Genomic DNA, 20,063 nt, shown 5'->3' on the forward strand with positions numbered 1-20,063 from the left:
CGATCGCTCAGCGAGAGGAAGCCGTGACGCCCGCGTGGCCCCAGCTCCCGGGCGGGCAGTGCAGCAGGCCGTCGATGTAGGCGACACCCGTCTCGCGATCGCGTGCGAGGAAGATCGGTCCGTCCAGATCGACGTGATCGCACTGTTGCCCGAGCAGAAAGGCGGGAGCGACCGCCAGCGAGGTGCCTGCCATGCAACCGACCATCACCGACAAGCCGGCTTCGCGTACACGCGTGGCCAGGTCGAACGCGCGCGTCAGGCCGCCGCATTTGTCGAGCTTGAGGTTGACGATGTCGTAGCGGCGCGCGACGGCGGGCAGATCGCCGAGATCCTGAAACGATTCGTCGGCCGCGAGCGGGATCGGACAATCGACATGTTCGAGACAGGCGTCCGCGCCGATCGCAAACGGCTGTTCGAGCATGCGGACATCAAGCTGTTGCAGCACGGGGATCATCGCGTCGAAGTGCGCGCGCGACCAGCCCTGATTCGCGTCGACGGCGAGCGGGACTTCCGGGCGTACCTCGCGGATTGCCGCGAGACGCGCGGCGTCGGCGGCGCTGCCGTCCAGCTTGACCTTCAGCGCCCGGGCGTGGGGCAGCATCCGCGCGGCCGCTGCCATGGCATCCGGCGTGTCCACGCCGATCGTCATCGTGGTCAGCAACAGGCGCGGCGCGCAGAGGCCCGCCATGCGCCAGACGGGCATGGCTTGCTGTTGTGATTCAAGCGCCCACAATGCCGCATCGACCGCATTGCGTGCGCCGCCGTGCGGCAGTACGTCGAGCAACTGCGCGCGCGTGATCCCCGCTTCTATCGACGCCCGGACGCTCTCGATTTGCGCGACGATGGATTCGGGTGTTTCGCCACGGTAAAAGACCCCGGATGCTTCGCCGTTGCCGGCGTGATGTCCGTCGTCAACGGTAACGCGCACGACGCGAGCGGCGTCGATGACGTGGCCGGTGATATGGAACGGAACGGCCAGCGGCCAACGTTCGATACGCAGCGAGAGTGAGAGCGTGCGAGGTGACATGGAATAGGGAGGAAGAAGAGAATTACGCATAGCGTTCGATTGCCTCGCGCACACCACGGCCCGCCGCGCGCATCAAGATGCAGGCGGCAAAGAAGCCGAACGCCGCCACGCAGACGATCGACCACAGCAAACCCTGGCCGAACGCGTGCAGACGATCCGACATGAAACCGATGAACACCGGGCTGCCGGATTGCACGACGATCGACGTCAGCGCACCAATCGCCGCCACGCGCGAGCGCAGGTGGGCAGGGCAGATGTTCTGCATGATGGTGGGAAACAGCACCATGCCTGCGACCATGCACGCGAGCTGCGCGCCGAAGAGCGCGTAGACCGGCGTAAGCGAGCCCACGGCCAGATAGAGGAACGACAGGCCGCCGGCGGCCAGCGCGCCACATTCACAGACACGCAGCGGCGCGAGCACGCCGAAGCGCGCTCTCATGCGGCCGGCAACGAGTCCGCTGAGCACGCACCCCGCGATACCGCCGGCCATCGCCGCCACGCCCATGCCGCCGCCGGCTTCGGCCGGCGTCGCGCCGAAGGTCCGCACCGCCACGACCGGCATCCACGTCGCCACACCGCCGAACGACAGGTTGACCAGGCCGATGGCGCCGAAGAACTTGAGCATCATGACGGCTTCGCGCCGGAAGTAGACCGGTGCGGACGGCAGCGGCGCGCTAGGCCGGTGACGCGTTGCGGATGCTTCCGTGTCGCCGTGCCTTCCGGGTCGAATGAGCAGAACCAGCACGACCAGCACGGGGGCCGGCAAGGCCACGGCAAAAAACGCGAGCCGCCACGGCGCGAGATCGGCGAGCCCGGCCGGCAACGCGCCGTGCACCGCCGCGATGCCGTGCATCAGTGCGCCGCCGAGCGCCATCCCCGCACCTGCGCCCAACAGGTTGGCCAGCGCGAAGATCGCATTGGCGAGCACGCGTTGGCGCGCCGGGAAGAGATCGGGAATCAGGCCGTAGATCACCGGCACCAGTCCGGCTTCGCCGATCCCCAGCCCGACGGTGGCGATGAACAACTGCCAGAAGTGGGTGGTCATGCCGCAGATCGCGGTGGCAGCGCTCCAGACGAGGACGCACGCGACCAGCACCATCCGGCGATCCACGCGGTCGGCGATCCAGCCGATCGGCAACGAAGCCACGCCTGCGAACAGCGCGATGCCCGCGCCTTGCATCAGGCCGATTTGCGTGTCGGTCAGCCCGAAATCGTGGCGGATGGGCTCCGTCAGCAGGATCAGCATCTGACGGTCGACGAACGCGAAGAACGCCACGATCACGAGAATCGCCAGACCGAACCACGCGAGCGGTCCGGCGGGGGAATCCGATGGCGGGCTTTGGGCCGCCTCGGGGGCGGGCAAGTCGAGGTTGGAGTCGAACATGAGGGCTCTGTGATGAGAAAGCGGTTACTGCATGAACTGCTCGTTGCCCACGAGCCCGATGTGGGTCGCGCCGAGCCGCTGCGCGGACGCCATGACCATCGCGACGGCGCGGTAAGGCGCCGCCTTGTCGGGCCGCAAATGCAGTTCCGTCGGCGCGGGGCTGGCGGCTACGTCGCGCAAGCGCGTTTCCAGTTGCTCGCGCGAACCCAGCGTCTCGCCGTTCCATGCGACGGTGCCGTCGGCCGCGATGTCGATCTGCACCACGGGCGGTGTCTGCGGTTGCGACGGCGGTGCGCCGGTCGGCATGTCGAGCTTGACCGCGTTCGTCTGAACGGGAATCGTGAGGATCAGCATGATGAGCAGGACGAGCATCACGTCGATGAGCGGCGTGGTGTTGATCTCGATCATCACATCGGCTTCGTCTGCGTTGCCGGTGGGCATCGTCATGGCCATCTCGGGTCTCCTTGTCGATCTGAATGGATCATTGGCGCGGTGGCGGTTCGGTGATGAAGTCGACCTTGGCGATGCCCGCGCGCTGGCAGGCAAACACGACCCGGCCGATCGCGGCATAGCGCGCGTCGAGATCGCCGCGGATGTGGACTTCGGGTTGCGGCGATTGCACCGCGACCGTCTTGAGTTTCTCGACGAGCGTGGCCGCGTCGGGTACGCGCCGTTCGTCCCAGAACACGTCGCCGTCTTTCGTGACGGCGAGAATCACGTTCTGCGGGGTCGTCTGCAGCGGCTGCACGGTCTCCTTGGGCAGCGTGACCGGCACGGTGTGCGATACCACCGGAATCGTGATGAGGAAGATGATCAGCAGCACCAGCATCACGTCGACCAGTGGCGTCGTGTTGATGGACGACATGGTCTCGTCGTGATCGTCGCCGTCGCGGGATCCTGTGGTCATGGCCATGGCTTACCCCACGCGGGAGAGGGCCGCGGCCTTGGTCGCGGCGGCAGCCCCGGCCGTGGTCGTGCCGGTCAGGATGACGATGTGCAATTCCGTCGAAAACCCGCGCACGCGCTCCATCACGGCCTTGTTGCGGCGCACGAGCCAGTTGTAGCCGAGCACGGCGGGCACCGCGACAGCCAGGCCGATCGCGGTCATGATCAGCGCTTCGCCGACCGGCCCCGCGACCTTGTCGATCGAGGCCTGACCCGCGATGCCGATGGCGGTCAGCGCGTGATAAATGCCCCACACCGTGCCGAACAGGCCAATGAACGGCGCGGTCGACCCGACGGTGCCGAGAAACGCGAGGCCGTCCTGCAAGCGGCTCGAGACCGACACGGTCGCGCGCTCGATGGCTGCCGCGACCCAATGGTTGAGGTCGACCTGTTCGAGCAGCGCGCCTTCGTGATGATCGAATGCCGCAAGACCTGTTTCGGCGATGAAGCGGAACGGACTGCCGGCGTCCAGCTGACGCGTGCCTTCGTTGAGACTGCCCGCTTTCCAGAAACCCTTCTCCGCCGCCTTCGCACGGCGCAGCACACGCGTTTGCTCGAGCAGTTTCGCGACGATGATGTACCAACTGCCCATGGACATGACGACCAGAATGAGCAGCGTGCCTCGCGCGATGAAATCGCCGCCCTTCCAGAGCGCATCGAGGCCGTAGGGATTCGCCACCGTATCGGTAGCGGCGTGAGCGGCGCTGGCCGCGAGGAACAGAGCCGTCACCAAGGCGGCCATGCGGGTGCGATTGATCATGAACGTCTCCTGAAATGCGTTGCCAGGTAAAAAAGAACAGCTGTCGAGGGCAGCCTCAATCGAGCTTGAAAGAGAAGGGCACTTGCACGCGGACTTCCTCGCCCTGTGCGACGCAGTGGAACTGCCTGACGGCGTTTTCCGCGGCCCTGTCGAGAACGGGCGCGGCCGACTGCGTCACGCTCAGGTCCTTGACGTTGCCGTCGGTGCCGACGACGAAGGTCACGACGACGTCGCCGGTCAGGTTGTCCTTGAGCGCTTCACGCGGATAGCGAATCGCGGCGCGGACCTGCGTCGAGTTCGGGCACACCACGCCGACGCTCGTCGACACCGGCGCGGCAGCGGCGGGCGGTGCTGGCGGCGCGACGGGCGCCGACGGTGCGGGCGTGGTCGACTGCGTGGTGATCGCGTTCGGCGACGGAGGCGCTGCGACGCGCACTTCGGGTGGCGGCACGAACGGCGGCGGTGGCGCGACGTGCTTCGGCGGCGGCGGTGCGATCCGCTTCGGTGGCGGTGGTGGGGGCGGCGGCTTGATCTCTTCGATGATGCGCGTCTCGATCGGCCGACGAATCACGTCCACGACTTTCGTCGCGAGACCGGTGAGCAACGCGTAGACGATCATCGCGTGCAATCCGACCACGAACGCGATGCCGCCAATGCGCCGGACGGGCGGCTTGGGTTGTGCATAGTTCATGTCCCGCGTGTCTCCTGCCTCGATATGACCTGGGAGCCACGTTAAAACCCGGGCATTTCTGTTTCATATCGGCTTTGTATCTGCGCTGACACAAAGTCTTTCTGGCCTGACGATGTTGCGGCACGAGGCGCAAACCCAGGCGGGGCGGGGAAGGCGGACGATGCGCGGCGGCGCTACTCCGGGAAAATACCGGGCGGGTTATCCATGACCCGAACCCTCCTCGCGCGTCCCGATTTTTCCGGATGACCTTGTGGGGCAAGGTGCGGGGGCAATTATTTCAAGGCTGCAACAAATCGTGCAAAAAGCCCTTATATTTGACGAGCAATAATGAGTGCGGGGCACATCTCAGCGCCGCAACATCGGAGACAAGACGCCGTGAACAAAGCGATTCGTATTCTCGTCGTCGACGACGACTCGCAAATTCGCAGCCTGTTGTGCGACTGCCTTGCAGACTTCGGCATGACGACTGCGCAAGCCGGCACCGGCGCGGAAATGCATCGCGCGCTCGGGGAGGGCGGTTTCGATCTCGTGGTGCTCGACCTGATGCTGCCGGACGACGACGGCCTCAATCTTTGCCGCGAGATTCGTGCGACTTCGGAGATTCCATTGATCATCCTGACCGCGCGCGGCGAGATGACCGACCGGATCGTCGGGCTGGAACTGGGTGCCGACGACTATATCGTCAAGCCGTTCGAGCCGCGCGAACTGGTCGCGCGCATCCAGACGATCCTGCGCCGCGTGCGCGCGCAAACACAAGGTCGGACGAGGGCGCAGGAGGAAAGCCGCTTCGCCGGATGGCGGCTTCACCAGATCGGCCGCCACCTGATTGCTGCCGACAACACGGTCATTCCGTTGTCGAACGCGGAATTTCGCCTGCTCAACGCCTTCCTTGCCGCGCCGGGGCGTGTACTGAGCCGCGAATACCTGATGGATACCGCGCGCGGGAAGTCGATCGACACGTTCGACCGCAGCATCGACGTGCAGATATCACGCTTGCGTCAGAAATTGCGCGAGGACATCAAGGAGCCGCGCCTGATTCGCACGATTCGCGGGGAAGGCTACATGCTGGATGTCGGTCATCGTTAGGGGCCGTGGCGGCTGAACGAACGATGGAATCGGGTTGCCGGTGCAGTCGGGTTCAATTCTGTTCATGGGCCGCCGTTACCATCGCAATGCGACTCAAAAGCGAGAGGCGCGCGTCCAGGCCGAGGCGACCTGGGCGAACAAGCTGACAATACAAATCAATGATCAGACGCACGTTGCGTCGGTGCATTAGGCACGAGGTGGATGCGCGTTTCGGTTGCGGCCTCAACGGCCGCTCGTGAATAAAGGAGCGGGAAATAGTGGCCGTTTAACCAGAGTGGCGCCAGATCGCGGTAGTGCGAGCTGTCTGGAACGCCAGATTCCCCGGGCAGATTGACGGCGAGAGAATTGTCCCAGTTGCCAACGTCCACGATGATACGGAACGACGGCCCGTTGATCTGCCTGAAGTCGCTCGGACGATACGTCGACTGATTCGGTGTGTATGGGCCTCCTCCCTTGCCGACGGGGCCAACGTCGATTTTCTTGCGCATATCGTCGTCGACAATGTCGCTGAATGGATGCTTGTCGACGTTCGTCTGCAGCTTTCCCCATTGCCACTGGCGTGGATCCGGCCCCTGCAAGCGCACCATTTCGGCATGGGCATCGCGCAGGCTTTCAAGCAGCACGGCATCGCGTTTCGTATGCGCATGCTCGCCGAAGCGGGCCTCGGGATGTTCAAGCGAATCAAGCATGACTGCTGTATCGGGAGAACCGAAAGAGGACGCAGCCGCTTTGGGTAGGACGGCGTCCTTGAACGCCGCGCCGAGGTAGTGGCTGAGCCATACCTCCTCGAGCGCGGCTTGCGCGGATTCTGCGTCCAATCGTCCATCCCATCCCTTCAGCATCGCAAGGGCGGCGCGCGTATCCGGGTCCTGGCTGGATAGCGGCGCAATCAGTTTGACGAGACGGCGTGCCGGGATGGATTCAACGTCATTCTGAAGGCGCCCGGAATCCTCGATCGACACCTTGGGTAGCTGACTCAGCACTTCTTCTATGCGCTGGTGACGCGAGCTATTGAACCATTCGAAGCTGAGCTTGCGCTTTGAGTAGGGATAACCGTATGGAAGGTTCATTTCATTTGACGTGCTGAAATATCCCTTCCGGGGATTGTAGGTGGACGGCAAGTCGTTGGGCGGCCAGAACCCGGCCCACTCATATCGGCCGTCACCCGGAACGGGTAGCAGGCCGTCCCAATTGGGACGTTTCGGGGCCAACCCGCTTGCCACCCAGCCGATGTTGCCGCGGGTATCCGCATAAACCTGATTCACGGGAGGGGCGCCCCAGGTCGACAGCGCGCGCTTGAACTGATCAAAATTTCTTGCATGCAGATAGCGCAGGGAATCGAAGTAAGGTGAGGTGCCCGGTTCAAGCCACACTGTGCGCACGGCGAATGCGCGATGCTTCGCGGCTTCGGTATAGATCACGGGCCATGTCGCGTAAAGGCCAGATCGGCGATAACGGGCGCAGCGCCACGTACAGGGATCGTTTCCCGTACTACGCTCATGGGCTCCCACTTGCCCTTGTAGCGATACTGCTGCGGGTTCGCGGGATTCAGATCGTAGACGTACAAGTCTTCCTGATCGATGTTGAAGATCGTGAGCCCGAATGCGATCGTGCCGTTATGCCCAATTGAAATGCCGGGCGCCGATGGCTCCCCGCCGCCGATGATGTCGAGAGTGGGCGTGCTGATCTGCTGGATATACCGCAGGCTGGGCGCGGCATACGCGCGATGAGGATCGTTGGCCATGATCGGACGGCCGGTTGCGGATTTTCCTCGTGCGATGACCCAGTTATTGCTGCCTTGCGTCGCTGTTTCAAGGTTGTCGTTGACCGCGACCGCCGTGCTCGACGTATCCATGCCATTGAGCGATTCGCGTGAGACATGCACGCCTTGTGTGGCGAGGGAGAAAACCTTGAGCACATCGTCAGGCAGGCACGGGTCAAGTCCATCGGGTACACGTGTTTGCCATGCCGGTTGAAGGCCGAACCGTACCGAATCGAAATGAATCGAGCTCTTGCATGCGACCTTCGCGCGCGCGACTTCACCATTCAGATGCAGCGTAAGTCCGTTGCTGCGAATCCGCACCACGTCGTCGACCGACCACTTCTCAGGCCAATAGTGAACTTTTCGAAACTCATAGGGCAGTTGATCGGGATTTTTTACGAGCCAGTCGATGTAGCTGTTTATGCCGGCAACAAAGCGTGTGGCGACGAGCTTCGCGTCCGAGCCGTAATGCTGCCACTCGGCGTTCATGTCGCCCCGGTAAAGAAACAGGCGCGCTGCCTTGTCTTCTTCGATGTAGGCTGGACCCAATACCTCGGCAAGCTTACCCAGTCCGCGCCTACGCCAGAGATCGATCTGGAATAACCGGTCACGTGCCGTGTTGAAGCCTTGTACGTAAAAGCCATCGCTTTCCGAGGCAGCGAAAATATGTGGCACGCCCCAATGATCAACCAGAATGTCTGCGGGCAGCGTCAGTCCCTCCAGCGCAATGACCTGAACCTGGGCTTCCTTGGCGTGCCCGATACTGCAGATCGAGCCAATCAACCAGGCCAGTCCCGAAAATTTCAGCAACTTGAGGAAGTTTTTCACGCGTGACCGGATAGCGTGAATGCAACTCACCACGAGGGAACGAGGTTCCGTCAGGCTCCCGGATCGCCTCTCGCGCCAGCGCCGGCCGGGCGATTCAAGTCCCGTCGGCAGGCATCGCTGTTTTGATGTCGGTTTTGCGGACTTGTATATATTCATGCGAGTTATATTGTTATCAGGTTTCGGTAGTTAAAGCGATTCGCTTCTGTCTTCCGGATAATTGGCGCGTATTGCGCAACTTCGCGATGTAATCTAATTGAAATAACTGTAAGCGTATCGCGGGCCGAGTGGGGCGCCAGCGTTTCATGGACACTCGTGAGCCGTTTGTCGCGTAGCGCTGCTCCAACTCTACAGATGATAGATCGCAAGCGGGTTTCCACACTTCGACTAGCGGTGCCTGCCCCTTCAGTCTGGCGCACGACATCAGGTTTCTCGAACTTAGCCTTCCAGGCATACAGGCCGTGCGTCGCGATGCCCAATCGCTGCGCCACGTCTGGGACCGAGCAACCTCGCCCGGTTAGCTGCTCGACTGCCTCGATCCTGAACTCGTTCGTGTACCGCTTGCCGCTCATTCAGGCCTCTCGGTTACCGTAAATTATGACCTTAAGATGTTTACAAAATGCTGGCCGGTGCAGCGCGAAAATACGTCGCCTATAAAAATCGCTAGCTTGTTCTCTGTGAATCAATCTGAGAAATTCTCCCTGGAATCATATTTTTTTGCGCAAGCCTTTGTAACTTCCTGTTTGTTCATTCCGGATACTGATCCACTTAGGTCGAACTGGAGTAAGAGGAAATGAAAGAGCGCGATTCACTGGATTTTCTGGAATGCCGTCAAGCTGGTATCGATATCGATGCCGGGCGACGTCTGGTATTTCTATTTCCAGGAGGCGGCGTGCAGTATCCGGGCATGGGGCGTGAACTCTACTGCCACCATCCGGTTTTTCGCGAGGCGGTAGATGTTTGCCGCGAGTTACTGCGTAGCAATGGCGCGCATGATGTACTCCCCGCCTTTATCGCGCCGTCCGGCGACGAGTGGGTTACAGCGGCGATTCAGTCTCCGAGCCGTTCTGGTGTGTGTACCTTCGTATACCAGTACGCGATGGTGCGACTGCTCGCCAGTATTGGCGTCACGCCGGATGCGGTGATAGGCCACAGCCTGGGCGAATATGCGAGTGCGGTGACATCGGGAGCGCTGACGCTTAGCGACGCGCTGACGCTCATGCATGTCCGGGGTACGCTGCTTGAACAACTGCCCGAACCTGGCGCGATGCTGCTCATCGGCACATCCGCTGCCGCCTTGAGTCGCTTTCTTGACCAGGACACGGCCATCGTCGCTTTCAACGGGCCGCACTCGAATGGCGTCGCCGGGTCATGCGTCGCGATCGACGCATTGGCACAGCGCCTGAACGTTGAAGGCGTGTCTTACCGCCGTATTCGCTACGGTGCCGCGTCGCATTGTCATCTGGTTGAACCGTTGCTGCCTGAGTTTGAAGCAGCGCTCGCCAAATGCTCGCTCCAGGCAACGCGGATTCCATGGATCTCTACGGTTACGGCGACTTGTCAACCTGCCGGCGCCATCGTCGATACGACTTACTGGCGCCGGCAGTTCAGGGAGCCGGTCCGTTTCGCCAGCACAGTCAGCGCCGTAGCCAGGGAGGGGGCCGTTTTGTTCGTCGAAATTGGCCCGCAAAACGGACTCGCGAATCTTGTCACCTCCAGCGTGCCGGAGGCGAAGATCGTCAGCTTCAGTCAGCATGCGAGGGACGCGCGTGATAACCGGGTCGTGGTCCAGGATGCGATCAAAACCTTGATCGCGCTGGGTGTGACTATCAAGCAGGGCGCGGTGGATCTGGAGACAGCGGCGCCGCTCGATCATGACGCGCCAGATCACCCAGCCATCGCTTCGACGGCCGCGCGGAAGGAAAGCCATACCGAGTTCATTATTCGCGGCGTGTGGCAGGAGATGTTCGACCGGGACCGGATTGATCACGTCGATAATTTCTTTGATCTGGGCGGTCATTCATTGCTGGCGGTCCGGATGCACTCCGAGTTGCAGCTGCATTTTCAATTCGAGTTCCCGCTAGGTTTCCATTTCGATCATCCAACGATATCAAGTCTCGCCCAAGCGATCGTGACCGCGGGGTGGGCAGCCGACGTTGACATTGAATCCATAGCGGCAACGTTACGCGAAGTCAGTGAGATGTCGGACGAGGAGCTGGGATGTGTCATCGCCGGAGAGGCGATGGCGTATGGCTGAGCCGGGGCCAGGGTTTGGGGCGTTGGATAGCGGGTAGGTGAAAGCTTTGAAAAATTCAATTCGGATGACGAATCATGACATCAATATTTGAGAGCGATGGGCAGAGATTTGACGTAGTTGTCAACGAGGAAAAGCAGTACTCCATTTGGCCGGAACGTTGGGATGTGCCCATCGGCTGGCGAACGACCGGGGTAAGCGGGCAGAGGGCGGACTGCTTGCGCCATATCGAATCGGTCTGGATCGATCTGCGTCCGGCTTCATTGATTCGAAAGATGGATGGGCACGCCACGTTGTAGGCCGCGTCCGAAAATAAAAACTATCTTGGCTACTCGGAGTATTCAGCATGGCTACAGAATTTCTTTCGAAAGAGAGACAGCAACTGGCACGGAATCTCCTCGAAAGGCGGGGGCTCGCGGCAGGACGTTATCAGGCTATTTCGCGCCGCACCGACGACGGTCCTGCGCCTTTGTCCTTCGCGCAACTTCGGCTCTGGTATCACGAACAGCTCCATCCGGGAAGCGCGCTTTACAACACGCCGATCGCCGTTGAATTTCAAGGCAAGCTCGATACCCGGGCGTTGGAGCGCGCCATTGAACACGTCATCGAACGGCATGAGATTCTGCGCACGGTATTTCGCATGGTCGACGGCGAGCCTCGTCAAGTGGTCCAGGCACCGCGAGGTGTGCAGCTACCCATCGAGGATCTGACGTCATTCCCGGTTGAAGATCGAGAGCGGATTGCCACGATCTCGGCGGAGCGTGCGGTCAGGGAACCTATCAACCTGTCGGACGGCCCAGTCTTCCACGCGCGCCTCATCAGGCTGGACGAGCAACGATGGTGGCTGTTGGTGCTCAACCACCACATGGTGTTCGACGGCTGGTCGCGCACGGTACTGGTCAAGGAGTTGGCCGCCTGGTACGCGACCATCCTGGGTCAGGGGGCGCCGCTGCCTCCGCTATCGATCCAATATGGCGATTTCGCCAGCTGGCAGCGCTCGAAAGAAGTGGAGGCCAAGCTCGACGAACAACTGACATGGTGGAAGCGGACCCTTGAGGGCGCGCCGACCTTTCTGTCGTTGCCGACCGATCGTCCGCGTCCGCCGGTCCAAAGTTTTCGCGGCAATACCACGGTATTCACCATCGACGCGGCAACCCACGCGCAAATCGGCGCCTTTGCTCGCGAAACCGGTGTGTCGACCTTCGTGGTGCTGGCTGCCGCCCTGAAGCTGCTGCTGTACCGTCTGACCGGCCAGGCAGATCTGATCGTCAGTACGGGGATTGCGACGCGCCAGCAAAAGCAGATCGAGGATTTGATCGGATGCTTCATCAACGTGCTGTTGCTGCGCACGAATTTTTCCGATTCACCCAGCTGCGTCGATCTCGTGCGTCGGGTGAGCGACACGACGATGAATGCGTTCGCCCACCAGGACCTGCCGTTCGATCGGCTCGTCACGGCGCTCGCACCAGAACGTGATCTGAGCTACAACCCGCTGGCCCAGGTGATGATCGTCCATCACAACGAGGATAGGGACGAGGGCGAATTTCCCGGCTTGCGGATGCAACGCATCATGCCGGAGAAGTTGATCGCGCAATATGATCTGCTTCTGCACCTGCGTCCGATCGATGAAGAACTCTTTGGCATGCTTGAGTACAACGTCGATCTCTTCGACGAGCGCACCGTCCAGCGGATGTGCGAACAATATGTTCACGTATTGGGCGAAATCATCGCAAATCCGCATGTGTCGATCGAAGACGTCACCGTGTTGCCGCAGCATCAGGTTGAAGCGATTCTCGCGTTGAATGAGGCCCCGGCTCAGTTCCCGCACGATCGCTGCATTCACGGTCTCATCGAGGCGCGCGCGGGTGAGCAACCGGACGCGCCGGCGATAGAGACGGCCGGCACGGTGATCTCGTATGGAGACCTGAATCGGGACGCCAACAAGTTGGCGCGCCATATGCGCCGGCTCGGTGTGCGCAGAGGCGACGTGGTGGGTGTCAGTCTCGAACGGACTCCCGAGATGGCGATCGCTTTGCTGGCCATCGTGAAGTGCGGCGCGGCCTATGTGCCGATTGATCCGAATTACCCGCTCGAGCGGGTGCGCTATATCGTGTCCGACTCGAAAACAAGGTTGGTCGTGACGCAAAGCGGCTTCCTCGAAAAGTTGGGCGATCAGATCGATGGCGTGACGCTATTGAGCCTGGATCACGAGACGGACAGGATCGCAGACTATCCGGACGAGAATCTCGACCTCGAAGTCTCGTCCGACGATCTGCTCTATCTCATCTACACGTCTGGCTCCACCGGTGCGCCAAAGGGCGTGATGCTCGACCATCGCGGCCGGGTCAACAACTTCCACGATTTCAATACGCGCTTCCAGGTCGGCCCGGGCGATCGTGTGCTGGCCGTGTCGTCACCCAGCTTCGATATGTGTGCGTACGACGTCTTCGGTACGCTGATGGCGGGCGGAACGATCGTGATGCCTTCGGGTGGCGCGCTGCCGCAACCGGACGAGTGGGGGGCATTGATCCGCAGCCACGGCGTCACGATATGGCATTCGGCTCCCGCATTGCTTGGCGCGCTGCTGGAGCGTTTCGAGCGCGGGGCTATTGATGCCGCTCCCAGGTTGCGTCTCGCGCTCCTCGGCGGCGACTGGATTCCGCTCACCGTGCCCGATGATCTGCGCCGATATGCCGGCCCGGACGTGGTCGTGGTGAGCCTGGGGGGGCGCAACGGAAGTCTCCATGGATTCCACGATTCATGTCGTCGGTGAACGCGATCCGAACTGGAGCAGCATCCCGTATGGCGTGGCGATGGCGAATCAAACGGCCTATGTGCTCGATGACAGGATGCGTGTTGCCCCGATCGGCGTGGCTGGCGACCTGTATCTCGGCGGTGTCGGTGTCGGCTGGGGCTACTTTCATCGGGCGGAACTGAGTGCGACCCGATTCGTCCCGAACCGGTATTCGCGCGTTCCGGGTGAACGCATCTACCGCACCGGCGATATTGCGCGCTGGACCAACGCAGGCACGCTGGAACTGTTGGGCCGCGCCGACTTCCAGGTCAAGATCAACGGTGTGCGCATGGAGCTTGGCGAGATCGATGCCGCGCTCGTTGCGCTGGACGGCGTAAAGGCTTGTGTCACGTCATTGCACCGTCCGACAGATGCCCCGCCCCGGTTGGTGAGCTATATCGTGACGGAAGGCGAGGGCTTCGACTGGGAGCGCGCACGCAATGCATTGTTCGAGCGCTTGCCCTCGTACATGGTGCCTCGGCACCACGTGTTGCTCGAGCGGCTACCGTTGTCCCCCAATGGCAAGGTATTGCGCACCGCATTGCCGCCCCCGCGATCGATACGTCGGCCGAAGTCGCGCTGACCGGCCCTCGAACGGTGATGGAGCGCACGCTGCATACGCTATGGGCATCGGCCCTCGGGCACGAGGAGTTCGGCATCGATCACGACTTCTTCGACCTGGGCGGCACGTCCTTGCAAGCGGCCCTGATCGTCAACCGGCTGCCCCGCCGTCTTTCCCTGGTTGAGTTCATGCGCCATAGCACGGTGCGCACGCAGGCCGCGGTGCTGTCGAATGACGATCGTCCCGCGGAGTCGCGGATATTCCGTTTCCCGGCCAACGGCGTCTCGCGTTTGACCCTGCTATGCGTGCCGTATGCCGGTGGCAGTGCAATCGTGTTCCGGGGGCTGGCGCGCGCGTTGCCGAGCGGTGTTGCGACGGCGGTCGTGACGATGCCGCCTCCGGCAGATTGCGAGAACCCGGCCGTCACGCTGGAGGCCATTGCTGGGCAATGTCTTGATGAATTGTCCACGCAAGAGTTGAGCAACATCGCCTTGTATGGCCATTGCGCCGGCACGGCGCTCGCGGCCGAACTTGCTCGTCAGCTGGAAAGGCGTGGACACAAGGTTCGTGGTCTGTTTCTGGCCGCGGCCATGCCGCCGGGGATTCCGTCACCGTTCACCCAGCCGCGCGAAACCGAAGAAGAGATCGTTGAATTCGTCGCGGCCCTGGGCGGGACCGAGGAAAGCAGCAACGTCGACGACTGGAAAGTCATGGTGCGTGAGTTCCAGCGCGACAGCCGCCTGGTTCGCGAGCATTTCAAGCGCATCCTGGCGCAACCTCGCGAGCCTTTGGCGGCGCCTCTGACCGTCCTGATGGGCGACAACGATCCGTTGACGGAAGGGCACCAGGATCACGAGCAAGTCTGGCAAAGGGTATCGGGCCGCATCGCAATCCACACTGTCGAGGGCGGGCATTACTTCGTCAGTACGGCATCGGGACGAGTGGCGGACATTGTGGCTGGAAGCCTCGAATAAAGCCGCCGTGATCATGGGATTGAAGTGGTGAGTCGATTTGAAGGGATGGCGCCGATCGCGGGCGCCATCGTTGATCCACGGCGGGCGAGTGTTCAGGCTCGCCCTGGATCTGCCAACTGACATTCTTCTTAAGGAGGGCGCCGGCAAGCCGGCGTCAATGCTATGTCTACCAACGTTCTTGAGAGATTCTCCTCGGAAGCTCAGGCGAGTTTGTACAGAGCCGATTCGGAACTTCATGGTCTGCTGAGCGAAGAGCTTTCCCGTCAGCACAGTACCTTGGCGCTTGTGGCATCGTGCAGCATTGCCGACATCAGCGTACTGGCATGCGAAGGAGCCTTCCTGGACAACGTCACCGCGGAGGGCTATCCCGGGGCTCGCTATCATGCCGGCTGCGAAGTGATTGACAAGATCGAGCGGTTGGCCATTGAGCGCGCGCGTCAGGTATTTGGCGCGCAGTATGCGAACGTGCAGCCGCTTTCGGCGAGCATCGCCAATCAGATCGTGATTGCGTCGCTTCTTCAGCCGGGCGATACGCTCCTGGGAATGGATCTGGATGCGGGTGGCCATTTGAGCCACGGGTCGAGGGTTAACGTATCGGGCAAGCATTTCAATTCCATTCCGTACGGGGTGGGAAAGAATGGATACATCGACTACGATGCGGTGCGCGAACTGGCGCTTCAGCATCGGCCGAAACTCATCATCGCCGGTACCACCGCTTATCCCAGGACGCTCGATTTTTCGCGCTTTCGCGACATCGCCGATGAAGTCGGCGCATTCCTGCTGGCCGACATCACGCATATTGCCGGCCTGGTGGCCGCCGGCGAGCATCCGTCACCCGTGGACATCGCGCATGTGACCACGATGTGCACCCACAAGCAGCTCTACGGCCCTCGCGGCGGCCTGATCCTGTGCGGCAAGGATCACGCCGTCACGGTGAACGATTCCGGTATGACGCTGACCGAGAAACTGGATCGAGGCGTGTTCCCGCTTTATCAAGGGGCGCCCGCGGTCAACAAGATCGCAGCGAAGGCGCGCGCGCTCGGAAGGGCCGCGACACCCGAATTCCGTGATCTGGCGCACGATATTCGCGAGCTTGCGCGGGCTGCGGCCGAGACGCTGGAGTATCTGGGCGCACGCGTGATGTTCGGCGGAACCGACAACCATATTGTCATCATCGACGTTCTGACGACCTTCGGCATAACCGGTATCGTCGCTCAGCGCTCGCTGGAAGAATGCGGCATTATCGTGAATAAAAATCGGATCGTGAACGACACCAAGCCCGTGACGGTTGCCAGTGGAATCCGCATTGGCACCAATAGTGCGGCCGCGCGCCGCATGACGGCTGAAGCGATGAGCGACATCTGTCACACGATCGTGAGCGTTCTGCGGCGCGTCGACTCCAGCGGTGATCGGGAATACGTATTGAATTCGAGCGAAAGGCAGGTTGCACGCCAAGAGGTACAGAAGATCTGCGACAAGTTTCCGCTCCCGGGATACGTGCGCTGAATGTGCGATCAGTGCCGTGGCGCCCTTGATGCATAAGAGCCCGGTGCGTCACGGCACGCGTCTGATGGCAGTCCGTGTCTTTATCAAATAAATCTGGAATGGTGCAGGCCGATCCATTCCTTTCAAACACAGCGTAGGAATACGCGACGAACCATGTCCATGACAAACGCAGCCGCCGCTCCGTCCTCCCGATCGCTTGATGTGATGGTGTGGCTCGTTGCCATTGGTTTTCTCATGCAGACGCTGGACGCAACCATCGTGAACACGGCGTTGCCGGCGATGGCGAGCAGTCTCGGCGAGCTGCCGTTGAGAATGCAATCCGTCGTGATTGCCTATTCCCTGACCATGGCGGTGATCGTGCCGGGATCGGGGTGGCTTGCGGATAAGTTCGGAACACGGCAAGTGTTCTTCGCGGCGATTCTCCTGTTTACGGTGGGTTCGCTGTTATGCGCGAATGCGCATACGCTGACGGAAGTCGTGATCTGGCGCAGCTTGCAAGGCGCGGGAGGCGCGATGTTGTTGCCGGTTGGGCGGCTCGCGCTATTGCGCGCATTCACCGCGGAGCGCTTTCTTCCGGCACTGTCTCTCGTTGCCATGACGGGTTTGATCGGGCCGCTCATCGGGCCGCCGATCGGCGGCTGGCTGGTCAAGATTGCATCATGGCACTGGATTTTCCTGATCAACGTGCCGGTGGGCATACTGGGCTGCATTGCGACGCTGATATTCATGCCGGACAGCCGTAACCCGAATACCGGGCGTTTTGATGTGAAGGGCTACCTGCTATTGGCGGTGAGCATGGTGGCGGTTTCGGTGGCGCTCGATGGCCGTTCCGAGTTCGGGATCGAGCGAACGACCATGTTCGGGCTGCTATTACTGAGCCTGGCGACCTTTGTTGGCTACGGGCTGTATGCGGCACGTGCGCGGCAGCCGCTTTTTCCGCTCGATCTCTTCAAAATTCGCACCTTCAGTGTCGGGGTGCTCGGCAATTTGTTCGCCCGAATCGGCAGCGGCGCCATGCCGTATCTGATCCCGTTATTGCTGCAAGTGAGCCTGGGCTATTCGGCGCTCGAAGCCGGCGTGATGATGCTGCCGGTCGCGGCGGCAGGGATGACCGCGCGGCCGATCGTGACGCGGTTGATCAAGAAATACGGCTACCGACGCGTGCTCGTGATCAACACGTTCCTGGTCGGCGCCGTGATTGCGAGCTTCGCGCTGACGAGTGCCGATCAACCAATGTGGCTGCGGCTTGTGCAACTGGCCGTGTTCGGGACGGTAAATTCGATCCAGTTTACGGCGATGAATACGCTGACACTCAAGGATCTCGGCCCCACCGGGGCGAGTAGCGGCAATAGCCTGTTCTCGCTCGTCCAGATGCTGTCGTTGAGCCTGGGTGTAACCGTCGCCGGTGCGTTGCTAACCCTGTTTACCGGGCGCCTTGCGGATCTGGCGGCGATCGATACGCTGCCCGCCTTCCATGCAACGTTTCTCTGTGTTGGCGTCGTTACCGCCGCCACCGCGTGGATCTTCGCGCAGCTCAAGCCGGACGGCCATTCAACGAGGAGCAAGTAGACCGGCGGCCAGGAGAGACTTGAAGCGCGGCCGGATCCCGCTGACACGGACTGCATTGACGATGGCGACGGGTCATGCCGCTTGGATTTTTTTCAATAGCTTCAGCGGAGATTCAAGCAGATTCCTCCTCTGGAGGCTGATTTATCCGGTGATGATGAAAATAAAGATCAGGATATTTTAGAAAATGAAATCAGATCAAGCGCGCGAAGTGGATTTCATCGTGGTTGGGGCCGGTGCGGCCGGGAGCGTCGTCGCGGCACGCCTGACGGAAAACCGCGATATCTCGGTGCTGCTGCTCGAGGCAGGGTCTGCCGACCGGCTGGGCATTACCCGTATTCCAGCTTCGCTGTTGCATACCGTCGGGAAACCGAAGTATGACTGGTGCTATCGCTCGGAGCCGGATCCTACCCGGGACGGCTTTTCGGAGCTGTGGCCGCGTGGGCGGACGTTTGGCGGATCGACCGCGATCAACGGCATGGTGTTCATTCGCGGTACTCCCACGGACTACGACACCTGGGCTGGCCTCGGCAATGCGGGCTGGGACTGGCAGTCCGTATTGCCGTTGTTTCAACGCATGGAAACGGCGGATGAAGGTACCGGCAGGTTGCGTGGTCATCAGGGGCCGTTGCGTGTCAGTGCACTTCGGTGGCGCCATCCGCTGTCCCGGAAATTCATTGATTCGGCCGTGGCGACGGGGATCGCCTACAGCGACGATCTGAACGGCAGCGAGCACGAGGGCGTGGGCTGGAGCGATGGTTCAATCAACCGCGGCCGGCGCCATACTGCCTATGACGCTTATATCGCGCCTAATCTGGAACGACCCAATTTGACGGTGTGGGGCGAGGTGCTGGTGGAGCGCGTCGTGATCGAGAATGGGCGCGCGACGGGCGTGGTGGTTCAGCGGAGCAGGCAGAAAGACCAGCGCACGACGTTACGTGCGCGTCGTGGCGTGATTCTGTGCGCTGGCGCGATCAATTCGCCGCAGTTGCTGATGCTATCGGGGATTGGGCCGGCAGAGGAACTGGCCCGGGCCGGTGTGCGGACCCTGGTCGATAGCCCCGAAGTCGGCCGCAACCTGATGGAGCATCCGGGCCTGTATGTGCAGGCGGAAATGAATGTTCCCACCATCAACCGCTACGCGACGCGGTGGCAGATTCCGGTGCAGGTGTCGCGGTGGCTTCTGTTCAAATCAGGTCCTTTGAGCGCATCGGCCGCCCAGGTTCTGGCATTCTGCCGTTCGCATCCGGGCGTGACCGAGGCGGACCTGCAAATCTTGTTTTTTGCATATGGCAGCAAGATACAGGGCACACGCCGTGTCATCCCACGGCGCAATCTGGTCACGCTGCTCGTCAATATCAATCACCCGGCAAGCCGTGGGTATCTGTCGCTACGCAGCGCGGATCCCGCCGCGCCGCTCGCCATCCATCCGCAACTGCTGTCCGACCCCAGGGATCTTGAAGCGCTGCTGCGAGGTTTGGCCATGCTGCGCCGTATCGCTTCGACGCCTCCGTTCAGCAACGATCTGGTGTCGTTTCCCGATTTGCCGCCGGTCGATGCGGGGCGCGACGCTGAAATCGCCTATGTGCGAGGCGCCACGCGACCGTTTTATCACCCGGCCGGGACGTGCCGGATGGGGAGCGACGCCACCTCGGTCGTCACGCCCGATCTGCGCGTGCGCGGCGTCGATGGTCTTTGGGTTGCCGACGCGTCCGTTTTTCCACGCATGGTGGCGGGCAATATCAATGCAACGACGCTGATGGTTGGCGAGAAGGCATCGGATCTGATTCGGGCGTATCTGTCGACGCGCCCTGAGCCTGACGCCAGTCATGCCGCGCACCCTGGTTCCGCAGTCCCGGCGTGACCCGGGCCGAAGCTGATCGGCGTATTCGCTATTCCACACGCGGTGAAGCCGCATCGTGGAAGG

General features: G+C 61.5%; 15 protein-coding genes and 2 pseudogenes. 9 read left to right on the forward strand and 8 right to left on the reverse strand.

Translation table 11 applies throughout. The features are described 5' to 3' along the window. Window positions 1-7: 7 nt before the first annotated feature. From BBJ41_RS36735 to BBJ41_RS36760, 6 genes are read right to left on the reverse strand one after another with little or no spacing between them, the layout of a single operon-like run. Window positions 8-1,057, reverse strand: a complete 1,050-nt coding sequence (locus BBJ41_RS36735) for a dipeptide epimerase (protein ID WP_069751180.1) — start codon at window positions 1,055-1,057, stop codon at window positions 8-10. Then, window positions 1,050-2,390 (reverse strand): MFS transporter, encoded by a 1,341-nt coding sequence (locus BBJ41_RS36740; protein WP_236872170.1) that lies wholly within the window; start codon window positions 2,388-2,390, stop codon window positions 1,050-1,052. The genes BBJ41_RS36735 and BBJ41_RS36740 overlap by 8 nt, the downstream gene beginning before the upstream one ends. Window positions 2,391-2,435: 45 nt before the next feature. Next, window positions 2,436-2,864: an ExbD/TolR family protein gene (locus BBJ41_RS36745; RefSeq protein WP_069751182.1), complete on the reverse strand. Its 429-nt coding sequence runs from the start codon at window positions 2,862-2,864 to the stop codon at window positions 2,436-2,438. A gap of 28 nt (window positions 2,865-2,892) precedes the next feature. Then, a complete protein-coding gene (locus BBJ41_RS36750) occupies window positions 2,893-3,324 on the reverse strand; it encodes an ExbD/TolR family protein (RefSeq protein ID WP_069751183.1) in 432 nt (143 codons plus the stop codon). Between the two features lie 3 nt (window positions 3,325-3,327). After that, window positions 3,328-4,116 carry a MotA/TolQ/ExbB proton channel family protein gene (locus BBJ41_RS36755; protein ID WP_069751184.1) on the reverse strand — a complete coding sequence of 263 codons (789 nt, stop codon included), beginning with the start codon at window positions 4,114-4,116 and terminating at the stop codon, window positions 3,328-3,330. A gap of 55 nt (window positions 4,117-4,171) precedes the next feature. After that, window positions 4,172-4,807 carry an energy transducer TonB gene (locus BBJ41_RS36760; protein ID WP_069751185.1) on the reverse strand — a complete coding sequence of 212 codons (636 nt, stop codon included), beginning with the start codon at window positions 4,805-4,807 and terminating at the stop codon, window positions 4,172-4,174. A 327-nt stretch (window positions 4,808-5,134) separates the two neighbouring features. On the opposite strand from BBJ41_RS36760, the gene BBJ41_RS36765 reads away from it, so the two are divergent. Next, window positions 5,135-5,893 (forward strand): response regulator, encoded by a 759-nt coding sequence (locus BBJ41_RS36765; protein ID WP_069751186.1) that lies wholly within the window; start codon window positions 5,135-5,137, stop codon window positions 5,891-5,893. A gap of 155 nt (window positions 5,894-6,048) precedes the next feature. Here the strand turns inward: BBJ41_RS36765 and BBJ41_RS36770 are convergent. Then, a pseudogene (locus tag BBJ41_RS36770) lies at window positions 6,049-8,447 on the reverse strand (penicillin acylase family protein). 469 nt (window positions 8,448-8,916) lie between these two features. Then, window positions 8,917-9,052 (reverse strand): annotated as a pseudogene (locus BBJ41_RS40950) (transposase); the annotation flags it as partial. 221 nt (window positions 9,053-9,273) lie between these two features. Here BBJ41_RS40950 and BBJ41_RS36775 point away from each other — a divergent pair. The 8 genes from BBJ41_RS36775 to BBJ41_RS36810 all read left to right on the forward strand — a co-directional run bounded on the left by BBJ41_RS36775 (window position 9,274) and on the right by BBJ41_RS36810 (window position 20,000). Then, complete coding sequence (locus tag BBJ41_RS36775; protein ID WP_083282142.1) at window positions 9,274-10,737, forward strand: acyltransferase domain-containing protein; 1,464 nt, start codon at window positions 9,274-9,276, stop codon at window positions 10,735-10,737. 74 nt (window positions 10,738-10,811) lie between these two features. Next, window positions 10,812-11,033, forward strand: coding sequence for an MbtH family protein (locus tag BBJ41_RS36780; protein WP_069751188.1), 222 nt, complete (start codon window positions 10,812-10,814; stop codon window positions 11,031-11,033). 47 nt (window positions 11,034-11,080) lie between these two features. Beyond that, window positions 11,081-13,507 (forward strand): non-ribosomal peptide synthetase, encoded by a 2,427-nt coding sequence (locus BBJ41_RS36785; RefSeq protein WP_083282143.1) that lies wholly within the window; start codon window positions 11,081-11,083, stop codon window positions 13,505-13,507. After that, window positions 13,479-14,111: an acyl-CoA synthetase family protein gene (locus BBJ41_RS41890; protein ID WP_083282144.1), complete on the forward strand. Its 633-nt coding sequence runs from the start codon at window positions 13,479-13,481 to the stop codon at window positions 14,109-14,111. The genes BBJ41_RS36785 and BBJ41_RS41890 overlap by 29 nt, the downstream gene beginning before the upstream one ends. Window positions 14,112-14,128: 17 nt before the next feature. Beyond that, window positions 14,129-15,064 (forward strand): alpha/beta fold hydrolase, encoded by a 936-nt coding sequence (locus BBJ41_RS36795; protein ID WP_069751191.1) that lies wholly within the window; start codon window positions 14,129-14,131, stop codon window positions 15,062-15,064. Window positions 15,065-15,226: 162 nt separating this feature from the next. Further along, entirely contained in the window at window positions 15,227-16,570 is a 1,344-nt protein-coding gene (locus BBJ41_RS36800; RefSeq protein ID WP_059667899.1) for a serine hydroxymethyltransferase, read from the forward strand. A 153-nt stretch (window positions 16,571-16,723) separates the two neighbouring features. Further along, window positions 16,724-18,139, forward strand: coding sequence for a multidrug transporter subunit MdtD (gene mdtD / locus BBJ41_RS36805; protein WP_069751192.1), 1,416 nt, complete (start codon window positions 16,724-16,726; stop codon window positions 18,137-18,139). 184 nt (window positions 18,140-18,323) lie between these two features. After that, the gene (locus tag BBJ41_RS36810; protein ID WP_069751193.1) at window positions 18,324-20,000 is read left to right on the forward strand and encodes a GMC family oxidoreductase; all 1,677 of its coding nucleotides are present in this window, start codon (window positions 18,324-18,326) and stop codon (window positions 19,998-20,000) included. The last annotated feature ends 63 nt before the right edge of the window (window positions 20,001-20,063 follow it).

The organism is Burkholderia stabilis, assembly GCF_001742165.1.
GTDB classification, from domain to species: Bacteria; Pseudomonadota; Gammaproteobacteria; order Burkholderiales; family Burkholderiaceae; genus Burkholderia; species Burkholderia stabilis.